Annotated in this window: 21 protein-coding genes; 2 read left to right on the top strand and 19 right to left on the bottom strand. The window is 56.3% G+C overall.

Annotation, left to right across the window (positions count from 1 at the left end):
* From acpP to M1617_01710, 15 genes are all read right to left on the bottom strand, one after another.
* A complete protein-coding gene (gene acpP, locus M1617_01780; GenBank protein ID MCL5887023.1) occupies positions 1-240 on the bottom strand; it encodes an acyl carrier protein in 240 nt (79 codons plus the stop codon).
* A gap of 47 nt (positions 241-287) precedes the next feature.
* Positions 288-1,037, bottom strand: coding sequence for a 3-oxoacyl-[acyl-carrier-protein] reductase (gene fabG / locus M1617_01775; protein MCL5887022.1), 750 nt, complete (start codon positions 1,035-1,037; stop codon positions 288-290).
* The gene (locus M1617_01770; GenBank protein MCL5887021.1) at positions 1,034-1,969 is read right to left on the bottom strand and encodes an ACP S-malonyltransferase; all 936 of its coding nucleotides are present in this window, start codon (positions 1,967-1,969) and stop codon (positions 1,034-1,036) included. The genes fabG and M1617_01770 overlap by 4 nt, the downstream gene beginning before the upstream one ends.
* A complete protein-coding gene (gene fabK / locus M1617_01765; GenBank protein MCL5887020.1) occupies positions 1,966-2,916 on the bottom strand; it encodes an enoyl-[acyl-carrier-protein] reductase FabK in 951 nt (316 codons plus the stop codon). The genes M1617_01770 and fabK overlap by 4 nt, the downstream gene beginning before the upstream one ends.
* Positions 2,917-3,930 (bottom strand): ketoacyl-ACP synthase III, encoded by a 1,014-nt coding sequence (locus tag M1617_01760; GenBank protein MCL5887019.1) that lies wholly within the window; start codon positions 3,928-3,930, stop codon positions 2,917-2,919. It lies immediately after the preceding gene.
* A complete protein-coding gene (gene plsX, locus M1617_01755; GenBank protein MCL5887018.1) occupies positions 3,927-4,952 on the bottom strand; it encodes a phosphate acyltransferase PlsX in 1,026 nt (341 codons plus the stop codon). The genes M1617_01760 and plsX overlap by 4 nt, the downstream gene beginning before the upstream one ends.
* Before the next feature lie 70 nt (positions 4,953-5,022).
* Complete coding sequence (gene rpmF / locus M1617_01750) at positions 5,023-5,199, bottom strand: 50S ribosomal protein L32 (protein ID MCL5887017.1); 177 nt, start codon at positions 5,197-5,199, stop codon at positions 5,023-5,025.
* A 147-nt stretch (positions 5,200-5,346) separates the two neighbouring features.
* Entirely contained in the window at positions 5,347-5,874 is a 528-nt protein-coding gene (locus M1617_01745; GenBank protein MCL5887016.1) for a DUF177 domain-containing protein, read from the bottom strand.
* A gap of 18 nt (positions 5,875-5,892) precedes the next feature.
* Complete coding sequence (locus M1617_01740; GenBank protein MCL5887015.1) at positions 5,893-6,351, bottom strand: ATPase; 459 nt, start codon at positions 6,349-6,351, stop codon at positions 5,893-5,895.
* Positions 6,352-6,360: 9 nt separating this feature from the next.
* Entirely contained in the window at positions 6,361-6,852 is a 492-nt protein-coding gene (gene coaD, locus M1617_01735) for a pantetheine-phosphate adenylyltransferase (protein MCL5887014.1), read from the bottom strand.
* Complete coding sequence (gene rsmD / locus M1617_01730; protein MCL5887013.1) at positions 6,849-7,421, bottom strand: 16S rRNA (guanine(966)-N(2))-methyltransferase RsmD; 573 nt, start codon at positions 7,419-7,421, stop codon at positions 6,849-6,851. The genes coaD and rsmD overlap by 4 nt, the downstream gene beginning before the upstream one ends.
* The gene (recG, locus tag M1617_01725) at positions 7,418-9,493 is read right to left on the bottom strand and encodes an ATP-dependent DNA helicase RecG (protein ID MCL5887012.1); all 2,076 of its coding nucleotides are present in this window, start codon (positions 9,491-9,493) and stop codon (positions 7,418-7,420) included. Before recG ends, rsmD begins: the two co-directional genes overlap by 4 nt.
* Before the next feature lie 46 nt (positions 9,494-9,539).
* Entirely contained in the window at positions 9,540-10,394 is an 855-nt protein-coding gene (locus M1617_01720) for a DegV family protein (GenBank protein MCL5887011.1), read from the bottom strand.
* 36 nt (positions 10,395-10,430) lie between these two features.
* Complete coding sequence (locus M1617_01715) at positions 10,431-12,047, bottom strand: DAK2 domain-containing protein (GenBank protein ID MCL5887010.1); 1,617 nt, start codon at positions 12,045-12,047, stop codon at positions 10,431-10,433.
* Between the two features lie 20 nt (positions 12,048-12,067).
* Entirely contained in the window at positions 12,068-12,415 is a 348-nt protein-coding gene (locus tag M1617_01710; GenBank protein MCL5887009.1) for an Asp23/Gls24 family envelope stress response protein, read from the bottom strand.
* Between the two features lie 171 nt (positions 12,416-12,586).
* Between M1617_01710 and rpmB the strand changes: the two genes are divergently transcribed.
* A complete protein-coding gene (gene rpmB / locus M1617_01705) occupies positions 12,587-12,775 on the top strand; it encodes a 50S ribosomal protein L28 (GenBank protein MCL5887008.1) in 189 nt (62 codons plus the stop codon).
* Between the two features lie 33 nt (positions 12,776-12,808).
* On the opposite strand, the gene M1617_01700 is transcribed toward rpmB, so the two are convergent.
* From M1617_01700 to M1617_01685, 4 genes are all read right to left on the bottom strand, one after another.
* Positions 12,809-14,296, bottom strand: a complete 1,488-nt coding sequence (locus M1617_01700; GenBank protein ID MCL5887007.1) for a GAF domain-containing protein — start codon at positions 14,294-14,296, stop codon at positions 12,809-12,811.
* 139 nt (positions 14,297-14,435) lie between these two features.
* A complete protein-coding gene (locus tag M1617_01695) occupies positions 14,436-15,080 on the bottom strand; it encodes a thiamine diphosphokinase (protein MCL5887006.1) in 645 nt (214 codons plus the stop codon).
* Positions 15,067-15,654, bottom strand: a complete 588-nt coding sequence (gene thiT, locus M1617_01690) for an energy-coupled thiamine transporter ThiT (protein MCL5887005.1) — start codon at positions 15,652-15,654, stop codon at positions 15,067-15,069. The genes M1617_01695 and thiT overlap by 14 nt, the downstream gene beginning before the upstream one ends.
* 83 nt (positions 15,655-15,737) lie before the next feature.
* On the bottom strand, positions 15,738-16,742 hold the full coding sequence (locus tag M1617_01685; protein ID MCL5887004.1) for a sodium-dependent bicarbonate transport family permease: 1,005 nt from the start codon (positions 16,740-16,742) through the stop codon (positions 15,738-15,740).
* Positions 16,743-17,107: 365 nt separating this feature from the next.
* Between M1617_01685 and M1617_01680 the strand changes: the two genes are divergently transcribed.
* Positions 17,108-18,370 (top strand): OFA family MFS transporter, encoded by a 1,263-nt coding sequence (locus M1617_01680; protein MCL5887003.1) that lies wholly within the window; start codon positions 17,108-17,110, stop codon positions 18,368-18,370.
* Positions 18,371-18,611 lie beyond the last annotated feature (241 nt).

Here is an 18,611-nt window from a genome sequence, read left to right as displayed (position 1 = left end):
CTACGCATTCGCCTTGATGTAGGCGACAGCGTCACCGACGGTCTTGATGCTCTCGGCTTCTTCGTCCGGAATCGACATCCCGAAGGATTCTTCCAGAGCCATGACTAGCTCCACTATATCCAGTGAGTCAGCGCCCAGGTCGTCGATGAACGAGGCCTCAGCCGTGACCTCGGCCTCATCGGCGTTTAGCTGCTCGACAACGACTGCTTTTACCTTCTCAAAAATTTCTGCACTTTCCATGTTCGTGCTCTCCCTTCCCTTTCCTATGAATTCGTTGAACAGTCAGACTAGAGAAAAGTCATTCCTCCGTCTACTGCAATCACCTGACCTGTGATGTAGCGGGCCTCCTCGGAAGCCAGGAATGCCACCATGTTCGCGACGTCAGCCGGTTTCCCAAGGGTGCCGAGTGCGATGTCCTTTACGACCTCGCTTCGGACAGACTCGGATAGCTCGGCGGTCATGTCTGTCTCAATGAACCCGGGTGCTACAGCGTTGACCCTGATCCCCCGAGAAGCAAGCTCGCGGGCGGTAGACTTGGTAAGGCCGATGACGCCGGCCTTAGCTGCCGAGTAATTCGCCTGACCGGCGTTGCCTGTAAGCCCTACGACCGAGGTGATGTTGATGATCGTCCCGGCTCGCTGCTTCATCATCGGGCGAGTCACTGCACGAGTCACATTGAACGTCCCGGTCAGATTGGTGTCGATGACATCACGCCAGTCACTGTCGCTCATGCGCACCAGCAACCCGTCACGAGTGATCCCGGCGTTGTTCACGACGATATCGACCCGCCCGAAGGTCTCGATCACCTGCGCTAGCAGGCGGTCTGCTTCGGCGGCGACGCCGACATTCGCCTGGATAGCGACGGCCTTGCCCCCCTCGCGAGTGATCTCCTCCACGACTGCCCTAGCCGCCTGTTCACTGCCGAAGTAGTTGACTGCGACCGAGGCACCCTGTCGTGCCAAAGTCGTAGCGATGGCAGCCCCGATTCCCCTTGAGGCGCCGGTTACCAGTGCGATCTTGCTGTTCAAGTCGATCATCGACTCATCACCTCCTCAACGATATGCTCAAGTCCAACAGACTCCACGCTAATCATGGACACGCCGGGAACCCCACGAGCCAGACCTCGCAGCACCGAGCCGGGACCCGACTCGATGGCAACTACAGGCGCAAGTTCCGATATCGCAGCCATGGTCTCGGTCCATCTTACCGGAGCGGTCATCTGTGAAATCAACCTCTGCCGAAGAATCTCGGGATCTTGCGTCGGTGTCGGCTCAGCGTTGGAAAGAACGGGAATGACGGCTGAGCGGAATTCAGCTTGACGCAGACTCTCTGCGAATCGCTCGGCTGCAGGTTCCATCAGTGGGCTATGAAATCCGCCGGAGACTTTCAGCGGAATCAGGCGTGCGGATGTCTCGGCAGCCAGGAGCTCTGATACCTCGGCGAGAGCTTCCAGTCGCCCAGAAAGCACCGTTTGCTTGGTCGAGTTGTCGTTCGCGACCCAGACGCCATCGACTCTATCGGTGAACTCACGGACCTCACTTTGCGATAGCCCAAGCACGGCGGTCATGGATCCGGGATGCACCTCGGCGGCTTTGGCCATGAGTTTTGAGCGCTGGATGACCAATTCTAAGCCCGCCTCAACGGAGATGGCACCTGATACCGCCAGGGCGACGAACTCGCCCAGGCTGTGTCCCGCCAGAGCGACAGGTTCGATGCCAGTGTCCATCAGTGCGACAGCCCAAGCCCAGTCGACGAGATATAGGAGCGGCTGGGAGACCCTTGTGTCGAGCAACGCCTCGGGGTCTAGAGATTCATCCTCTCCAAGTTCGCGAATAGGCAGCCCGGAAATTCCCTCGGCTGCATCCAGGAGTCTGTCGAGTGTGTCGTTCTCGGGAGCCAAAGTCAGCATGCCGGGGCGCTGCGACCCCTGCCCCGGAAAAACGAAGACGCTACCTGCGGGAGCCATCATGCCTCCAGAAGATTTGCAGGCATCGAGCGGATCATCAAGCTTGCCTCGGTCATCATCTCGTCGATGATCTCGGCGGCAGGCTGAATCTTGCAAACCAGTGCGGCTGATTGACCGGCCATGAGCGAGCCCATCTCTAGATCGCCATCTCTCATAGCCAGCGCGAGTTTGCCTGTCCCGAGTTTTTCGATCTCCTCAGTCTCGCCAGCCTTGTCATGTGCGGCAATCATCTTGGCGAGCTTGTTCTTGAGCACGCGAACTGGATGCCCAGTCGAGTAACCAGTCACAACAGTCTCCCGGTCGCGAGCCTTGAGAATGCTCTGCTTGACGTCGGGGTGGATGGTGCACTCGGTGGCGCACATGAATCGAGTTCCTACCTGAATCCCTTCGGCTCCCAGCGCGAACGCGGCTACGACACCTCTGCCATCTGCGATCCCACCCGCTGCGATGACGGGGACTGAAACGGCATCGACCAACTGCGGAACGAGCGTCATGGTCGTCAACTCTCCAATATGCCCTCCCGCCTCCATGCCCTCGCCGATTATCGCGTCGGCGCCCATCCCCTCAAGACGCTTAGCGAGTGCCACCGAAGGAGCAATCGGGACGACTTTGATTCCGCGATCCTTCAATACCGACATGTACTTGCCGGGATTTCCGGCACCGGTAGTGACCATGTGTACACCTTCGGCCAATACCATGTCGACGATGTCGTCGATATGCGGAGTCATCAGCATCAAATTGACGCCGAAGGGCTTGTCGGTGAGTGTCTTGGCCAGCCTGATCTGCGTCCGCAAATTGTCAGTAGGCATCTGCCCTGCGCCGATGATGCCCAGGCCGCCGCCGCTACTGACAGCGGCGGCTAATTCGGCAGTCGAAGTCCATGCCATCCCGCCCTGGATGATGGGGTGGCGGATGTCAAAGAGTTCGGTGACACGCGTGCGAAACGGCATCTAATTTCCCTTCAGTCTTGGTGGAGCGGTCCAGCGGACGATGGCAGCTCCCCAGGTCAGTCCTGCTCCAAAGCCGACCAGAGCGATGTTGGCTCCAGCCAAAAGTTTGCCAGCGGAGTTCAGCTCATCAATAGCGATGGGTATCGATGCAGCAGAAGTGTTGCCGGTATATCTCAGGTTCGAGAATACCCTACTGTGGTCGATACCCAAGCGCTCCTCAACAGTATCGAGGATCCGTTGGTTGGCCTGATGCGGAATCAGCCAATCGAGGTCCTGCACAGAAAGGTTAGATGCCGCGAGCGCTTGTCGGGTGACTTTCGGTATGGCCCTTACCGCGAACTTGAAAACCTCGTTACCATTCATCTTCAAGAAGTGTTCGCCGGACTCGGGGCTGAAAGAAGCTGCGGGCTTTCTGGAACCGCCCGCTGGAATCGACAGATGATCACCGCCGCGGCCATCAGAGCCAAGCACGATACTCAGCACACCAGGTTCCTCAGTTGTTTGGAGAACCACCGCTCCAGCGCCATCACCGAAAAGGACACAGGTGGTTCGATCAGTGAAGTCAACATGCCTGGTGAGAGCATCAGCGCCAATGACTAGGACGGTGTCAGCCCTGCCAGACTCGATGGCAGCGGTCCCCGCCTGCAGTGCAAACACAAAGCCAGTGCACGCGGCCATGACATCATATGCAGGGCATTCTGCCCCTAGCAGGCGCTGGGTGATACATGCCGTAGAGGGAAAAATCAAATCCGGCGAGGACGTACCGACGATGATGAGGTCGAGATCAGCCGGTGCAATCCGGGCATCAGCCAACGCCTTGCGGCCTGCTTCGGCGGCTAGGTCACTCGTGGCCTCGTCGGGCGCAACGATGCGCCTCTCGGCGATCCCGGTGCGAGATAGGATCCACTCGTCCGACGTGTCGACCATGGCCTCGAGCTCGCAGTTCGTGAGGATTCGCTCGGGAAGATACGAGCCCGTCCCAGTGATGGAAGCAAAGCGCCTCGCGTGAGTCATCGGCCAGACTCGCTATCGCTCACGTCCTGTGCTGCCGTAGCTCGAGCTATCTCAGCAAGCAGTCCTCTGCGAACCATCTGCGCGGACATCGCAATCGCATTCGACACGGCTAGGGGGCTAGAGGATCCGTGACCGATGATGCACACACCGTTGACACCCAAAAGCGGCGCACCACCATAGGTATCCGGGCTCATCTTCTCTTTCAGGCGCATCAGCGACGGCTTCAAGACCACAGCTGCTGCCTTGGTCGCAACGCTGGAAAGCATCGCCGCCTTCACCTGAGTAAGTAGCGACTTACTCACACCTTCAAGCAGCTTGAGCGTGACGTTGCCGGTAAACCCGTCAGTGACAACGACGTCAACCGCTCCCTGCGTCAGATCACGCCCTTCGATGTTGCCCACGAATCCTGGAACGCTCTCCCTCAGCATGCCATGGGCATCGATGCTCAGTTGTGAGCCTTTGGAGGGCTCCTCTCCGATATTGAGAAGCCCGATCCGCGGATTCCCCACCCCCAAAGCCAGCCTGGCGTAAGCCTGGCCCATCCGCGCAAAATCGAGCAGATACTCGGGTTTACAATCGGCGTTCGCACCCACGTCCAACAGGACCACTGGGTTTCTCTCAGTAGGGATCACGGTAGCGATGGCCGGACGCGAAATTCCCTTGATCCTCCCCAGAGTCAGAGTCGCTGCTGCCATACACGCACCGGTTGAGCCCGCCGAGAAGAACGCATCTGCCGAGGTCTCCTTCACCATGCGACACCCGACTACGATGGATGAGTCCCTCTTCGTGCGCACCGCATTGACTGGATTCTCATCCATATCGATAGTCTGAGTGGTGATCACGGCGTCGCATCGCTCCGACTTGCGCGCATGTTCGACGACGATCTCCTCTGGGCCGAGTAGGCAGACCCGAAGGCCGGTGTCTCCAGCAAGGGCCCGGTGGACTCCCTCGAGGATCGCGCTCGGGGCGAAATCTCCTCCGACAGCATCGACTGCGACAGTAACAATTCTTAAATCAGACATGTCGCTCCATGATGGTCAGCTGGGTCAGAACTACGAGTAAGTAACCAAAGCTCCACTACGGGTGCCGAAGCTACTGGGTGTCGATGACTTCCTTGCCCTTGTAGTAGCCGCAAGAAGCGCAGACCCTGTGGGGAAGTTTCGCTTGGTGACACTGGGGGCACATCGCGATGGATGGGCCAGAAATAATATGGGTAGCGCGCCTAGATGCGGTCTTGGCACGTCCTTTTTTCCGCTTGGGAACCGGCATGTTCCTCAAACTCCTTTCAGAACTTACAGCCGACTCCACGCGGCAATCGGCCGATCTCAATAGTCACAGCTCCACTACATGAGCGGCTATGATACCACACGCATTAGGCTATCGCGCCGATAATTTGGCGATAGCAAAGAACCTGAGTCAGTCGGTCTCCTCTTGAAGCGACCGCAGGGCCTCGAAGGGATTGGGGGCCTTCGCATCAGATGGACACTCACAACGATTCTCATTCAGGTCGCAGCCGCACTTCGGGCAAATTCCTCGGCAGTCATCGCTGTGTACGGGTGCGATGGGAAGCTCGACCAGTATGGCGGCGAGCACCCCCGGCAACACGTCGACGGTCTCACCCTGGATGGGCGACCATTCTTGACCCTCGGGGAGGTCGATTGCGCGATCCGCGGTTGTGAAAAAGGCTTCGATAGTACCCACAACCGGCATCTCGAACGGCTCGAGGCATCGTGAGCACTCCGTTCTCAGGGTCGCCGCCACGGAACCCATTGCGACGAGTCCGGCGCCAGTGTTCGTAACGGTGATATCGACCTGAGCGGGTGATGCATGTGTGAAAGCCATCTCATTGAAAGTGAAGTCGTGGAGTATCAGACTTTCGATCACGTTGATGGAGGAGCCTAGGTCATGGGTGACATCCCCGACGTATACAAGAAACGAATCCACTGAAACTCCTCAGAATCCTTATCGCTGGCCGCCGACCTTGCCCTGAAGTCGGTCGCGGCCACGCTGGACTGCGGTCAAGAGCTTGCCCAGGTTTACCTCGAGGTTAGCCAACATCTCGTCGGCATAATCCTCGGCACCGAGCCTGATCTCGCGCTCTTTGTTGCGGGCATCGTCGAGAATCGCTGCAGCTTGCTGCTCGGACATCTTCACGATCTCCTGCTCAGACGCCAGGGCGGCGGCACGATCCCTAGCTTCCTCGAGGATGCGGTTCGCTTCCTTCTCGGCCTCTTCGAGCATCTCTTGGCGCTCTTTGACGATCCACCGAGCCTGCTTTAGTTCATCTGGGAACTGTGCGCGGATCTCATCGACGATCTCGTAGACCTTCACTGGGTCAACGAGTTTGGAGCTGGAGAACGGAATCCCTTTGCCGTCGTGTACCAGCTCTTCAATTCGATCGATCAACGTCAATATATCCATGAATCCTCCCTAGTGCGACGAGGGCAGGCGTTCCGACAGAGCTGTCCTGACGACTTCAGGAACCAGACCCACGACGGATCCTCCATGCCCGGCTATCTCTTTTACAGCAGATGAACTCAGATACATGTACTCGGGTATTGCCATGATGAACATGGTCTCGATCTTGCGATCCAGACGATAGTTGAGCTGGGCCATCTGGAATTCCCGTTCGAAGTCCGTGAGAGCCCGCAGTCCTTTGATGACGATAGTGGCCTCGACCTCATGAGCGAAATCGACCAGCAGATTCCCGAAAGGGCGAACACTTACGTTGGGTAGATGTGCGGTTGCCCTCTCGATGAGTGCAACCCTCTCTTCCACGGTGAATAAAGGACCACCACCCTTATCGGGGTTGAACGCCACTCCGACAATCAGTTCATCGAGTATCGCCGAAGCGCGCTCGATGATGTCAATATGCCCGGATGTCACTGGATCGAATGTTCCGGGACAAACGCCTCTTTTCATGCAGCTTCCTTGTCGTATACCGCTATGTCTACCATTGTCGTTCCGTAACTCCGGTGACCGAGCGATGAAAAACCCGGTGGCCACTGTGCCATGTTATCCGAAGAGTACTCCCATGCAACATATGTTCCATCCGAAAGCAGGTCGTGCATGGCAAGCCTCTCGATGTACATCGTGACCTCGGATTTATCGATTCTATAGGGAGGGTCGAGAAGAATCAACGTAAAGGGCTTTGCGATGGCCCCGAATGACAGGTCGTGCCCCAAAGCATCATTGCGGATAGCGGTCGTACATTGCTGCACGTCGAACTCGACAAGATTGCGTTTCAGAGTACGGAAGACCCAACTGTCACGTTCGATGAAAGTGACGTGAGTGGCCCCGCGTGAGAGCGCCTCGATTCCTAGCGCCCCGGAGCCGGCAAAAGCGTCAAGAACCACAGCTCCAGCGATGGCGTCCAACGCTTCCAGTCTCGAGAACAGTGCCTCGCGCACCCGGTCCATGGTGGGCCTGGCAGTGACGCCTTTGGGTACGTGTATTCTGCGTGACCTAAATCGGCCAGATATGACTCTCATCCGCTACTCACGCACCTTTGTGCCTCGCTGAGGCGAACCTGAAGTTCGTCATGCAACGGACGATTTCTTTGGGACTGTAAGCCTGGATCGGATTCGAGCAGCATGCGAGCATCGTACCGAGCCCGCTCAATCAGCTCCAAATCAGCACTTAGTGAGGCGAACTTCAACTCAGGAATTCCCGATTGCTTCTCCCCGAAAATCTGTCCCGGGCCTCGAATGTCCAGGTCTATCTGGGCTAGCAGAAAGCCGTCGTTGGACTCCTCAAAAGCACGCATTCTGGCACGTCCATCATCAGACTTCGGGTCGGCGAAGGCGAAGAAAGCTCCACGCTCAATCCCACGACCTATTCGCCCTCGGAGTTGATGGAGTTGCGCAAGCCCGAACCTCTCGGCGTCTTCCACGATCATCACGGTTGCATTGGGCACATCTACGCCGACTTCGACCACTGTCGTTGACACGAGGACGTCGATTTTCCCTTCGCGGAATGCGGTCATTACCGCGGACTTCTCGGCAGAGGTCATCTTACCGGTCAGATGCGCGACCGATAGCCCCGGAAAGACTTCGGTTCGCAACCTGTGGACCTCGGCAGTAACTGCCTTGAGATCCAACGCATCCGATTCCTCAACCAGCGGGCAGATGACGTAAGCTTGATGTCCCGCTGCGACTGCTTCGCGAACAGCCGCGTACGCCTCCTCCCTATGGGGCTTGTCCAGGCACCTAGTGGTGATGTGATCCGCCGGGCGGGATCGGGGATACGACTTGAGGTAGGTTGCATCCAGGTCGCCATAGTAGGTAAGCGATAGGGACCGCGGAATCGGGGTGGCGGTCATGACGAGCAGATCGACGCCGGAGCCCTTCTCGCGGACCTTGCGTCTTTGCGCTACTCCAAACCGATGTTGCTCATCGACTATTGCTAAAGTCAGGTTGTGGAATGTGACGGACTCCTCGAGAAGAGCATGAGTGCCGAAGACGACCGAAATACGCCCGCTCGCAAGGCCAGACAAAATCTCCTTGCGCGCAGGCTGCGGTGTCGATCCGGTCAAAATCGCATACCTAACGCCGATCTTGTCAAGCATCGGTCCAAGACTGTGACGATACTGCTCTACAAGCACCTCTGTTGGTGCCATCATCAGTGCCTGAGCGTCTGAATCAACTGCGATGGCCAAGGCATGCCCTGCTACAACAGTCTTACCTGTACCTACATCACCGATGAGCATCCTGTTCATGGGCTTCGGCGCACTCATGTCCTGTGCAATCTCACCTACAGCGAGTTGCTGTTCACCAGAGAGGGCGAACGGCAATGCCGATTTCAGAGCCGGATGCAGCGGCCCGTCGATCCTGTGCCTGAATCCAGCATCGTCGGGTGTTTGGGCTAGTCGTGAGGCGCCCATCGCGATCTGCATGAACAGCAACTCATCGTAGGCGAGCCGTCTCCTGGCTTCGGCAAGATGCTCGGAATTGCGGGGAAAGTGGAGCCCCGCAATGGCATCACGTCGACTGGTAAGATCATTTGCAATCCTCAGTCCTGCCGGAAGATAGTCCGGTAAAACCAACGTCATAGAGAGAGCACTTGTGATCAGGCGCCGGATCCAGTTGCTGGTCAGCTGCGCGGTAGCTGGATGGACAGGCAGGATCCGGTTGAGCTCGGCCACCTCCGAGGAGTCCGCAAGAATCTCGACAAAGGGCCGACGCATCTGCATGAATCCGAATTCGAAGCGTGCGCTGCCAGCGAACGCCACGGTCTGTCCCTCGCGATAGGTGCTAGCTATGTATTCCTGGTTATACCAGACGCCGAGAAGTACTCCCCCGCTATCGTCGCCTATGGCTATCTCCGTGAGGGTTAGGCGATGTCTGGGGCTGCGAGTTTTGACACTCAAGATAGTCCCGACTACCGTTGCCTCCATCCCGGGTACTAAATCCAGGATTGGAGCCCGGGTCGAGAAATCCAGGTACCGCAACGGTGAGTGGTCTAGCAACCTGCGCACAGTTGACAGTCCCATTCGATCAAGCGCCTCTTTCCTAGCGCTGTTGACTTGCCTGATCGAACTGACCGAAGAATCGTAGGACCTCAATGCCTCGATTGGTTCCGATGACTCGACCGCCTGCAAGGAAGCCCTCCTAGATCATAGGATGGTAGGCGCATCCGACGGCATTCGGTCCGCCATAGGTACCGATGACGGAGCCGACCCAGTCTATGGGATCGAGTTCGCAATCGACGCCAGCGTCGATAACCATTGATCGGAGTTCTTCGGCCAACTCAGGTGCTGCTGCATGGAATACGATCAGCCGGAGTCGACCTTTCTCCTGAGAGTCCCTGAGAATCTGTGCAGTGAGTTCGGTGAGCGCCCTCTTCATCCCTTTGACCTTCTTGAACGGCTCGATGATCCCATCGGGGTTGAAGGTAAGGATTGGCTTGATGTTGAGCAACGAGGCAGCCAATCCCTGAGCCTTGCCGGCTCGTCCGCCCTTGACGAGGTACTCCAAGGTGTCGGGTACGAAGAACATCCTGGTGGACGTCGACAGGCTCCTTGCAACAGCCTCAATGGCAGCTGAGTCAACCCCGGCATCCCTTGCGGCCACTGCGCCCTTAACGATCAAGCCGGCGGCTTGCGTGACAGAGCGCGTGTCAACCAGACGTACAGGGATCGGACTATCGGCAGCGGCCATAGTGGCGGATTCGAAGGTCCCCGAGATTGCTGAGGACAGGTGGATCGAGACGATCTCTGTGCACCCATCGCTCGCAAGAGCCTTGTAGACTTCTGCAAACTCGGCGGGTGACGGCTGTGAGGTCTTGGGCAACACCGGGGAGCTCACCAGTTTGCTGTAGAACTCAGCCGGCGTCAGATCGATTCCATCCAAAAAGGTCTGATCGCCGAAGAGGACCTTCAGCGGAACCATGCTAACGTTGTTGGACTCAAGCCAACGAGGACCTAGATCGCAGGTGCTGTCGACTACTATTCCGGTTTTTGGCACGGTTGCCTCCATTTGTGATTCTGCCTGGCTCGGATTTCATTCCACCGAGAATATGATCGGATAGAGTGGCTGGTCGCCGCGGTGGGCTTCGAACTCAACTGTCGGGAAGCGAGCACTCGACTCTGCCTGCAATAGCTCGAACTGCTCCTCAGTTAGATCCTCACCTGCCAAAAGGGTGACGGTTTCCGCATCGTCGATCATCGTGGCCATCAACTCGATCGCCACCTCAACGACGTCGGCTCCTTGAACCCTGATCTCATCATCGGCAATCCCGATGATGTCTCCCGCTTTGATCTTCAGGCCACTGGTACTGGAATCCTTGACCGCAAGTGTGACCTCCCCAGTCCGCACACCCTGAAGTGACTCGCTCATCCTTGCAGCATTGACGTCAAGCTCATCGTCCATGTTCAGCTCGAGGAGAGCAGTGAACCCTTGTGGCACCGAGACGGTCGGGACTATTCGAACCGGTATAGCCGAATGCTCCGCAGCTTGTTGGGCCGCAAGTATGATGTTCTTGTTATTGGGCAACACTATGACAGCTTCGGAATTGACTTTTTCGATCGCTTCGAGGATCTCGGCTGTTGAAGGGTTCATTGTCTGTCCACCACTGATCACAACATCGGCCCCAAGGCTGGTCAGTATTGCCTTGAGCCCATCTCCTGAGGCCACGCTGACAACACCGAGGTCCTTTCTCTCGGCTCCCTCAGACTCAACCTGATCGCGAGCGATATCCGCTGAACGCTGAGCAGTCTGAAGACGCATATTGTTGACGTGGACATCGGAGACTTCACCCTGCGACGTCATGAACGAAATGACCGTCCCCGGGTCATTGGTATGCACGTGAACCTTGAATTGCCCAGCATCACCAACCACGAGCTCCGAACCGCCGTGCTCCTGAACGAAAGCCAGAACGGCCTCCCGATCCACCGTGTCGCCGAAAAGCAAGAATTCGGTGCAGTACAAGAATTCGTCATCATCCCAATCGTCTTGGGGCTCAATAACGAGGTTAGGCTCAGCCATATCTACGGAAGGAATCACAACCTCCTCACAGCGATGTGCTGCAAGGATGCCTTCGGCGAGTATCGCCAGACCATAGCCTCCGGCATCAACCACACCATTCTCCTTGAGTACCGGGAGGAGATCCGGAGTCCTTCGCACCGAAGCGAACGCCTCGGCGACGATAATGTCCGCCAGCTCCTCGAAAGATACTCCCTCCTTAATAGCGGATGTGGCAGCATCCGAGCTATCCCGCAGCACTGTCAAGATCGTGCCCTCGACCGGCTTTCTAACGGCCTGGAACGAAACGCTCACTGACTTGCGCAGCGCGTGCTCGAGTGTGACAGCATCAACCGAATCTGAGCTGCCGAGAACCTCGCAGATCCCCCTGATGATCTGACTGAGAATCACGCCTGAGTTTCCTCTGGCTCCCATGAGCGAACCCTGGGTGATAGCGCGAGCCAGTGCGGCTTGGTCTGCATCTGCAGGCAGCGCTTTGACGGCCGTTATCACAGCATCTATGGTCAAGGCCATGTTGGTGCCGGTGTCCCCGTCTGGTACCGGGAAAACGTTGAGCTTGTTGACTTCGTCCACTCTGCTAGATAGTGCGCCGGCCGCCGACGTAATTAGGGACAGCGTAATTGCTTGTAGGGTCATCATGTCTCCGTGAATGTGGGCTACTTGCGGACTTTGATTCCTTGCACGTGAACCTCCACCGCGTGGATGTTGACGTCTGCGGTCTTGACGAGAACATAGCGCACCCTGTCAGCAAGGTTCTTCGAGACTTCGGCCAGATTGGTGCCATGCTCGATGACCACGTGGAGATGAACCACTATCCCCTCATCGGTCGTCGATATCCGAACTCCTTTTCGGAGTCTGTCTCGTGTGAGTACCTGTGTTATTCCATCACGAACGGATGGGTTGGCCATACCGACAATACCGTAACACTCCAGGCTGGCGAATCCGGCGACGTCAGCCAGTACTTCATTGGCGATGTGAATCTCTCCTGCTGGCGTGGAACCCATGTCAGCGCGACCTCCAAAAGCCAAAGTTCAAGTGGGACTTCATTAGTATAGCGAATGGCGAATTCTTGTGAACGCAAGCGGGTTATGTTAGCATCTCAGGGCTTGTCGCTGTCGAAGAAATCTTCGGCCAAGCCATCTAAACACTAACAGTGCGCGAAATGGAGTTTTTCGATGTCTAAAGTATGTACCGTGTGCAGCAAGCATCCCGTCGCAGGTAGAAATGTTAGCCATTCGCACAGGGTTACGCCGCGGATGTTCCGACCAAACATCCAGAAGGTGACCGTGGTCGTGAACGGCTGCACCAAGAAGATGAATGTTTGTACCAAGTGCCTGAAGGCTCGGAAAGTCCAGCGGGGCTGAGGGCAAACAACTCGCTCAGCCTGACTGCAGGTGCTAACAAGTACGACCGGCTGTGCGCTCGAGGCTAAGGTTCGAAACCAATAGATTGACTACATGCGGGTCGAATTGCGAGCCCGCATGTTTCTTTAATTCTTCGATTGCAGCATCTGTACTGCGCGCCGCCCTGTATGGACGACTGGAAGTCATGGCTACAAAGGCATCCACAACCGCCAGAACCCGACCGCCTATCGGAATCTCGTCGCCCTCCAGGCCACTCGGATACCCGCCTCCATCGTACCGCTCGTGATGATGATTTATCATCTTCGCCGCAGTGGGTAGGGCCGAGCTCGTCATCCTTGCACCGATCTCCGGATGCATACGCAAAGCGGCTCTTTCCACGGTGCTCATCGGCATGTAGCCTCTGCTGCGCTCAAGTCCTGTCGAGGCCATCCCCAGGTCGTAGAGCAATGCCGCGGACTCAAGGGCCTGCTGGTCGGCTGTGGGTAAACCCAAAGATCTACCCAGGATAGAAGCGAGCTCGACTGCTCTGGTGTATCTGCCGGCTGATTCCGGTTCGATTATCTCCATGGTCAGGGCCAGGCGGCGCGCCGAGTCCAAATGAACATCTCTTGATGAAGTAACGGCAGACATCAGGCGCCAATGAACCGCAGTGTGTTGCGCCAATACATTGAAAATCTCGCGAACGGCTGCATTGAAGGTACCCGGCCTATCACTGCCGATGTTCAAAACACCGATGAGTCCAACAGAGTCCATGATTGGCAATGAAAGTGAACTCTTTACGCCTTGTCTTGGAGCCTGGCGGTCTCCGTCTCCTACCAAATCCTCAACGATGAGCGATTGACCGGTAGCCGCAACCCATCCAGCGACCCCCTCTCCCAAGGCAATGGCGGTTGACTTAACCACATGATCAGATAGCCCTTTGGCTGCGAAGATGTACAGTCGGCTGTCTCGTGGATCGAGTAGCAACAAACTGGCGGTAGTTGCCCCAGAGAGCGCAATAGCATGCTCCAACGAAGCCCTAAGGACTTCATCGGCAGTCGTACACTTGCTCAACGTCTGTAGCAGAGTAAGCGCAGCATCTGCGATCTTCGTCTTTCTGTCTCCAGCGGCAAGGGAAAGGCACCCCATCAAAGGAAGTCGGTGTACTAGAACCTGGGATAAGAGCGCCTCCTTGTCAGGATCGTGCAAACACATAATCTCGATAGAGACAGCACCGAAGGAATTACCTATCTTGATTGGAACCGCACACGCCCAATGCCGGAAGGTCGCAGGCCCTGACTCAGTGGTCAATACAGGCTTTAGAACGCTTGTATTCGAGGCAATCGACTCAATAACAGTGGCTTCCGAGAGTGTGTGCGGCACCGGATGATCAGCGCCCGAGGAGCAATCATGGGACTCGATTAGTGCGAGCTTGTCTGTCATCAACCAAAGTCCGATCACGCCAGTCACACCAAAATGACTCAAGGAGTCTGCGACCTCCATGAGGACATCGCGTGTCTCGATATTCTCTAGATTCGGCACTGATCGTCCCGCCTGAAGGGAACTCGCAATAGGTGGACATTCAACAACCGACGTCATCGACCCCTGACGAATCACCTGTGCAGCATCCTAATCAGCATTTCACTCCGGTTCCCTCTCGATGAAGTCATGAACGTCGGCATCAAGCCCCAAAGAGCATAGCCATAAGCCTTCCCTCGTGTACCTCTATTGTAGCACCACTTGTCTCGGTGAGATTACTGATGCCGAATGAAGAGAGTCCCGGTATCTTGCCTCTTAGCAAGGGATACCTAAAGCCTTCCAGGGTGACTACGGCACCACCTGGCCCAGCCAATAACGAGACCAGGCGCCCTTCAGGGGACACGCACAGTCGATCCTGGCCATCTGAGCCGAGCATCCAGCCCTCGAATTCCGGGCTCCAAAACCTAAGTGACATGGGAGGCGCATTCCATCCGGCTCCAATGGCTGCGATTGTATGATCGAGCCTTCCCGACAACGCACAGATCACAGTGGTGGAGGTGAATCCCAAGGAAATGGCGCGCCCAAGTGCCACATCAAGGTCACTCTCGTCCTTGTCGACTTGCAAGGGGATGATTTCCGAACCTTGAGCAGTGGCCCAAGACAGTCCCTCACCTGTAGCTGAGTCAAAGTCTCCGACTACGCTTTGCGGGACTCTTCCTAGTGTTTTGCACAGATCGACGCCTCCGTCTACAGCAATGACGTGCTTCGCTGAATCAACGATTTCCTTGTAGACGGCCGCCTCCTGGTATGGAGCTGCCGCGACCAAGAGGCAGCTAATCCGGCTCACCGGGGGAGCCCTTCGCCCGTGACAGCGACACCGAGTGCAATGTTGGTACCACCAAGGCAGCTGCTGCGAATACTCCTATCGCCGAGACCGGAACAAAGAGATTGTATAGCGCTGAGTACATGATGGCCGATTGTCCAACCGGCGCATATTGGGAAAAAAATATGTAGCCCGACAAAACGTGAGCACTATACCGAAGCCCAGAGGAGATAGTCACTGCAAGAAAGAGTATCCATAGCGCCTGCAGACTCCTGGAGTCCACTTCCTCCATTCGCTGATGTAAACCACGAAAAATGCCGGCAGCACCTACAGCTCCGAAGGCGATAACGTAGTCCAGAAACACTTGCACGGGATGGACAATCACAGGATCGATCATCAGCTCGACGAGCCCATAAAGTACGCCAGTCACCACGCCAGCGAATGGGCCTCTTCGTAGCGCTATCACAATGATTGGCAGCATCACGAGTGAGACGGTGCCTCCGTAGGGCATGCGGAACACTGTGAAGGCATTCAGTACCACAGCAAGAGCCACACAAAGGGAAATCTCGACCAGGATCCTGACCGGTATGGATCTCATCGCACCTCCGGGGACTAGCGAATAGAAAGACCGCACCTGTCCCCTATTCTAGCGCAACAGGTGCGGTCAAGGCGCTCAGTAGATCAAAGACCAAAGACGGCCTGGCCCAGGGCGATGAATAGCGGAATGCCGATACCAATTGCCACCGGGGTTCCGATACCCGTCGAACTGCCAATATAGGCTGACGGATTCGCCGAAGGGATACCACTTCTTATCGTTGGCGGGCCAGATACATCGGAGTTCGATGCGGCAAGAATCGCCATCATAACGACCCCGCCGGGCGAGAACCCGACAAGAAGGTGAGCGACATAGCCAAGGCCGAACCCGAGAAGTCCGTTCAGTAAAGGAGCAAACAAGGCATACAGCGCATACCAATGGGCAACCTTGAACAAGTCCTTCAGACTTGAGTAAGCGTCCATCCCAAGCGTGAGCATGAGGACAGAAAGGAAGCCCATGAACAACTGGTCGTAGAAGCCCTCGAATACCATTTGCGGCTGAGCAATCAAGCCGATGGCAACACCAGCCAACAGAGTGGTCACAGCCATTCCCTGAAAGGTCTCCTTGGCTATGGCTCCGATTCCGACACTGCCTTGATCTCCCGACTTCTTCTTCAGGTACATGTTGGCCAGCAGGATAGCGGTGACAAGAGCAGGCGTGTCCATGAAAGGGTAAAGTGCAGCAACCCATCCTTCGAAAGCCAGCCCAGCATCTTCCAGGGCTACAGTCCCGGCTATGAAGGTGCCGGATGAGACAGCTCCGAACAAACCAGCGGTCGCATATGCATCCACGGCCTTGACACCAGGTAGCCTTTTCAGTATGGCGGAACCCACTACAACGACGACCACGCCGATAAGCATGCAGAACAACGCCGGTAGTAGAATGTCGGTTAGATCAGCATTGCGCATCTCCATACCGGCATTTAGGCCGATCCTCATCAGGAGAACGAACACCGTGAACTGGTAGATCGACTCAGGAATCCTTAGCTCACTCTTTATCGCCGCAACGATCATTCCAAGTATGAGAAACGACAAAGTCGGCGTTTGAAGCATCTCCAAGAACTTGGTCAAAAAGCCTATTACTACCTCCATGAACCCTCTCTCTCTATTTGAAACAATGCGGCGCGCACCACAACATCCTCAACGTGCGAGCCGCCATCCCTTCAACACAAAGTCAGCTGTCACCAACCCCTTCAATGACCACCCTGCGAGACAAGCACTATCTGATAAATGGAGAGTTTATCCCTTAGCGTGAGCGGATGACAATCATCGGTAAACGGCAAGGGTTCTACCGCTGCCCATACCAATAGCCGGAAGTCATATATATCCCCCCGTTTGCCGACAAGCATCCCCCGTAGGCGGCATCTTCATTCCGAATTTGGCCATGGTACGGCAATCTTGCTCATACGAACTACGGTAATTCAGATTGCCAGTGATCTTCGAAGGGAGTGATTCAGATGTCGAGTACTGTTGTCGCAACCAGTCCGCCGACCTATGTGGTCTCAAGGTGGAGTATACCTATCGCAGGTATGCTTTTGACCCTGATGGGCGGAATCGCCTATGCATGGGGTGTGTTCATCGTTCCGCTAGAGACTACGTTTGGTTGGACTCGGGCGCAAGCCGCACTTCCTGTCTCTGTGTATCTGGCTGTATTTAGCGTTTCGATGATCTTTGGTGGGATGCTACAGGATAGATACGGTCCTCGCCTGGTAGCAACAGCGGGCGGGGTCCTGTTCCTCTTGGGCTACCTTGGAGCCACCCAGATTGAGCGCTTCGGCGAGGTATGGTGGCTTGTAGTAACCTACGGAGCTATCGGCGGACTTGGTTGTGGTTTGGCATACTGCGTTGCGGTGCCCACTATCCGAAAGTGGTTCCCGGACAGGGTCGGTTTCGCTATCACTGTGGGCCTGATAGGCTTTGGAATAGCATCTGCAGTCTTTGCACCAGGAATCACTCAACTAATCGCCACGGTGGGGATACCTACCACCTTCTTGATCCTTGGCGTGATAACTAGCCTAATAACCTTCTTCGCTGCCTGGGTCATGAGGCTACCTGCTCCGGGTTGGTCCCCCCCGAATTGGGATCCTTCGACCACCACTAATGGCGCCGCAATGCTGGCCCCGCGTACGGAGGCAACCTTTGGCGAGGCGCTCAGGACCCCTAAGTTCTACCTGATTTGGATTGGATTCGTATTGATCATCTTCGGTGGCCTGATGGCGATGACGCACGTGGCTCCTTACGGTGTCTCGATCCTCGGTCTGGACAAGCCGGCTGCAGCGCTGGCGATGACATTCTTCGGCCTCGCCAACGGGTTCGGTAGACCGCTAGCTGGCTTCCTTGCCGAGAAGATCGGGCCGGTGAACGTGATGCTGGGGACTTATGGAGTGACCGCAGCTACATACTTCGCCTTCAACACAGTGGCAACCACCACGGTAGCTTTGTATGCTAGTGCCTTCATCCTCGGTCTCGGGTTTGCTGTGACGCTCGGGTTGTTCCCGGTCCTGACCACGGTATCTTTCGGAGTGAAGAACCTCGGCGCGATCTACGGGGGTATCTTTACCGCCTTCGGTGTCTCGGCTTTCTTCGGTCCTCAGGTGGGAGCGCTGCTCTACGACCGGACCGGAGCCTATGATGTGCCCTTCGCTGTCGCCGGTGTGTTCACGCTACTGGGATGGGCTCTCTGCCTGGTTGCATACAAGTTGAAGTACAAGCTTCCATAAGGCTGTCCGCACTCCAGTTCAGTCGATTCCTTGAGAGGCCCTGCTCGATTCGAGCGGGGACTCTCGGCATGTTGTCTGAGCGCGCCGGCAAACCGAGGGCAGCACAGCAGCGATGTAGAGGGTTTAGAAAATCTGAGAGCTGCTCGAGGCCGGAGCGTTAGAAGGCAACCATAGCGAAATCGTCGGTCCAAGTCCGAGCGACGCAGACTTAGAGCTCGTCCCTGATAGTGCATATGGTGGA

The organism is Actinomycetota bacterium, assembly GCA_023488435.1.
GTDB lineage: Bacteria > Actinomycetota > Coriobacteriia > Anaerosomatales > UBA912 > UBA912.
This window is presented reverse-complemented; position numbering and strand designations above follow the sequence as displayed.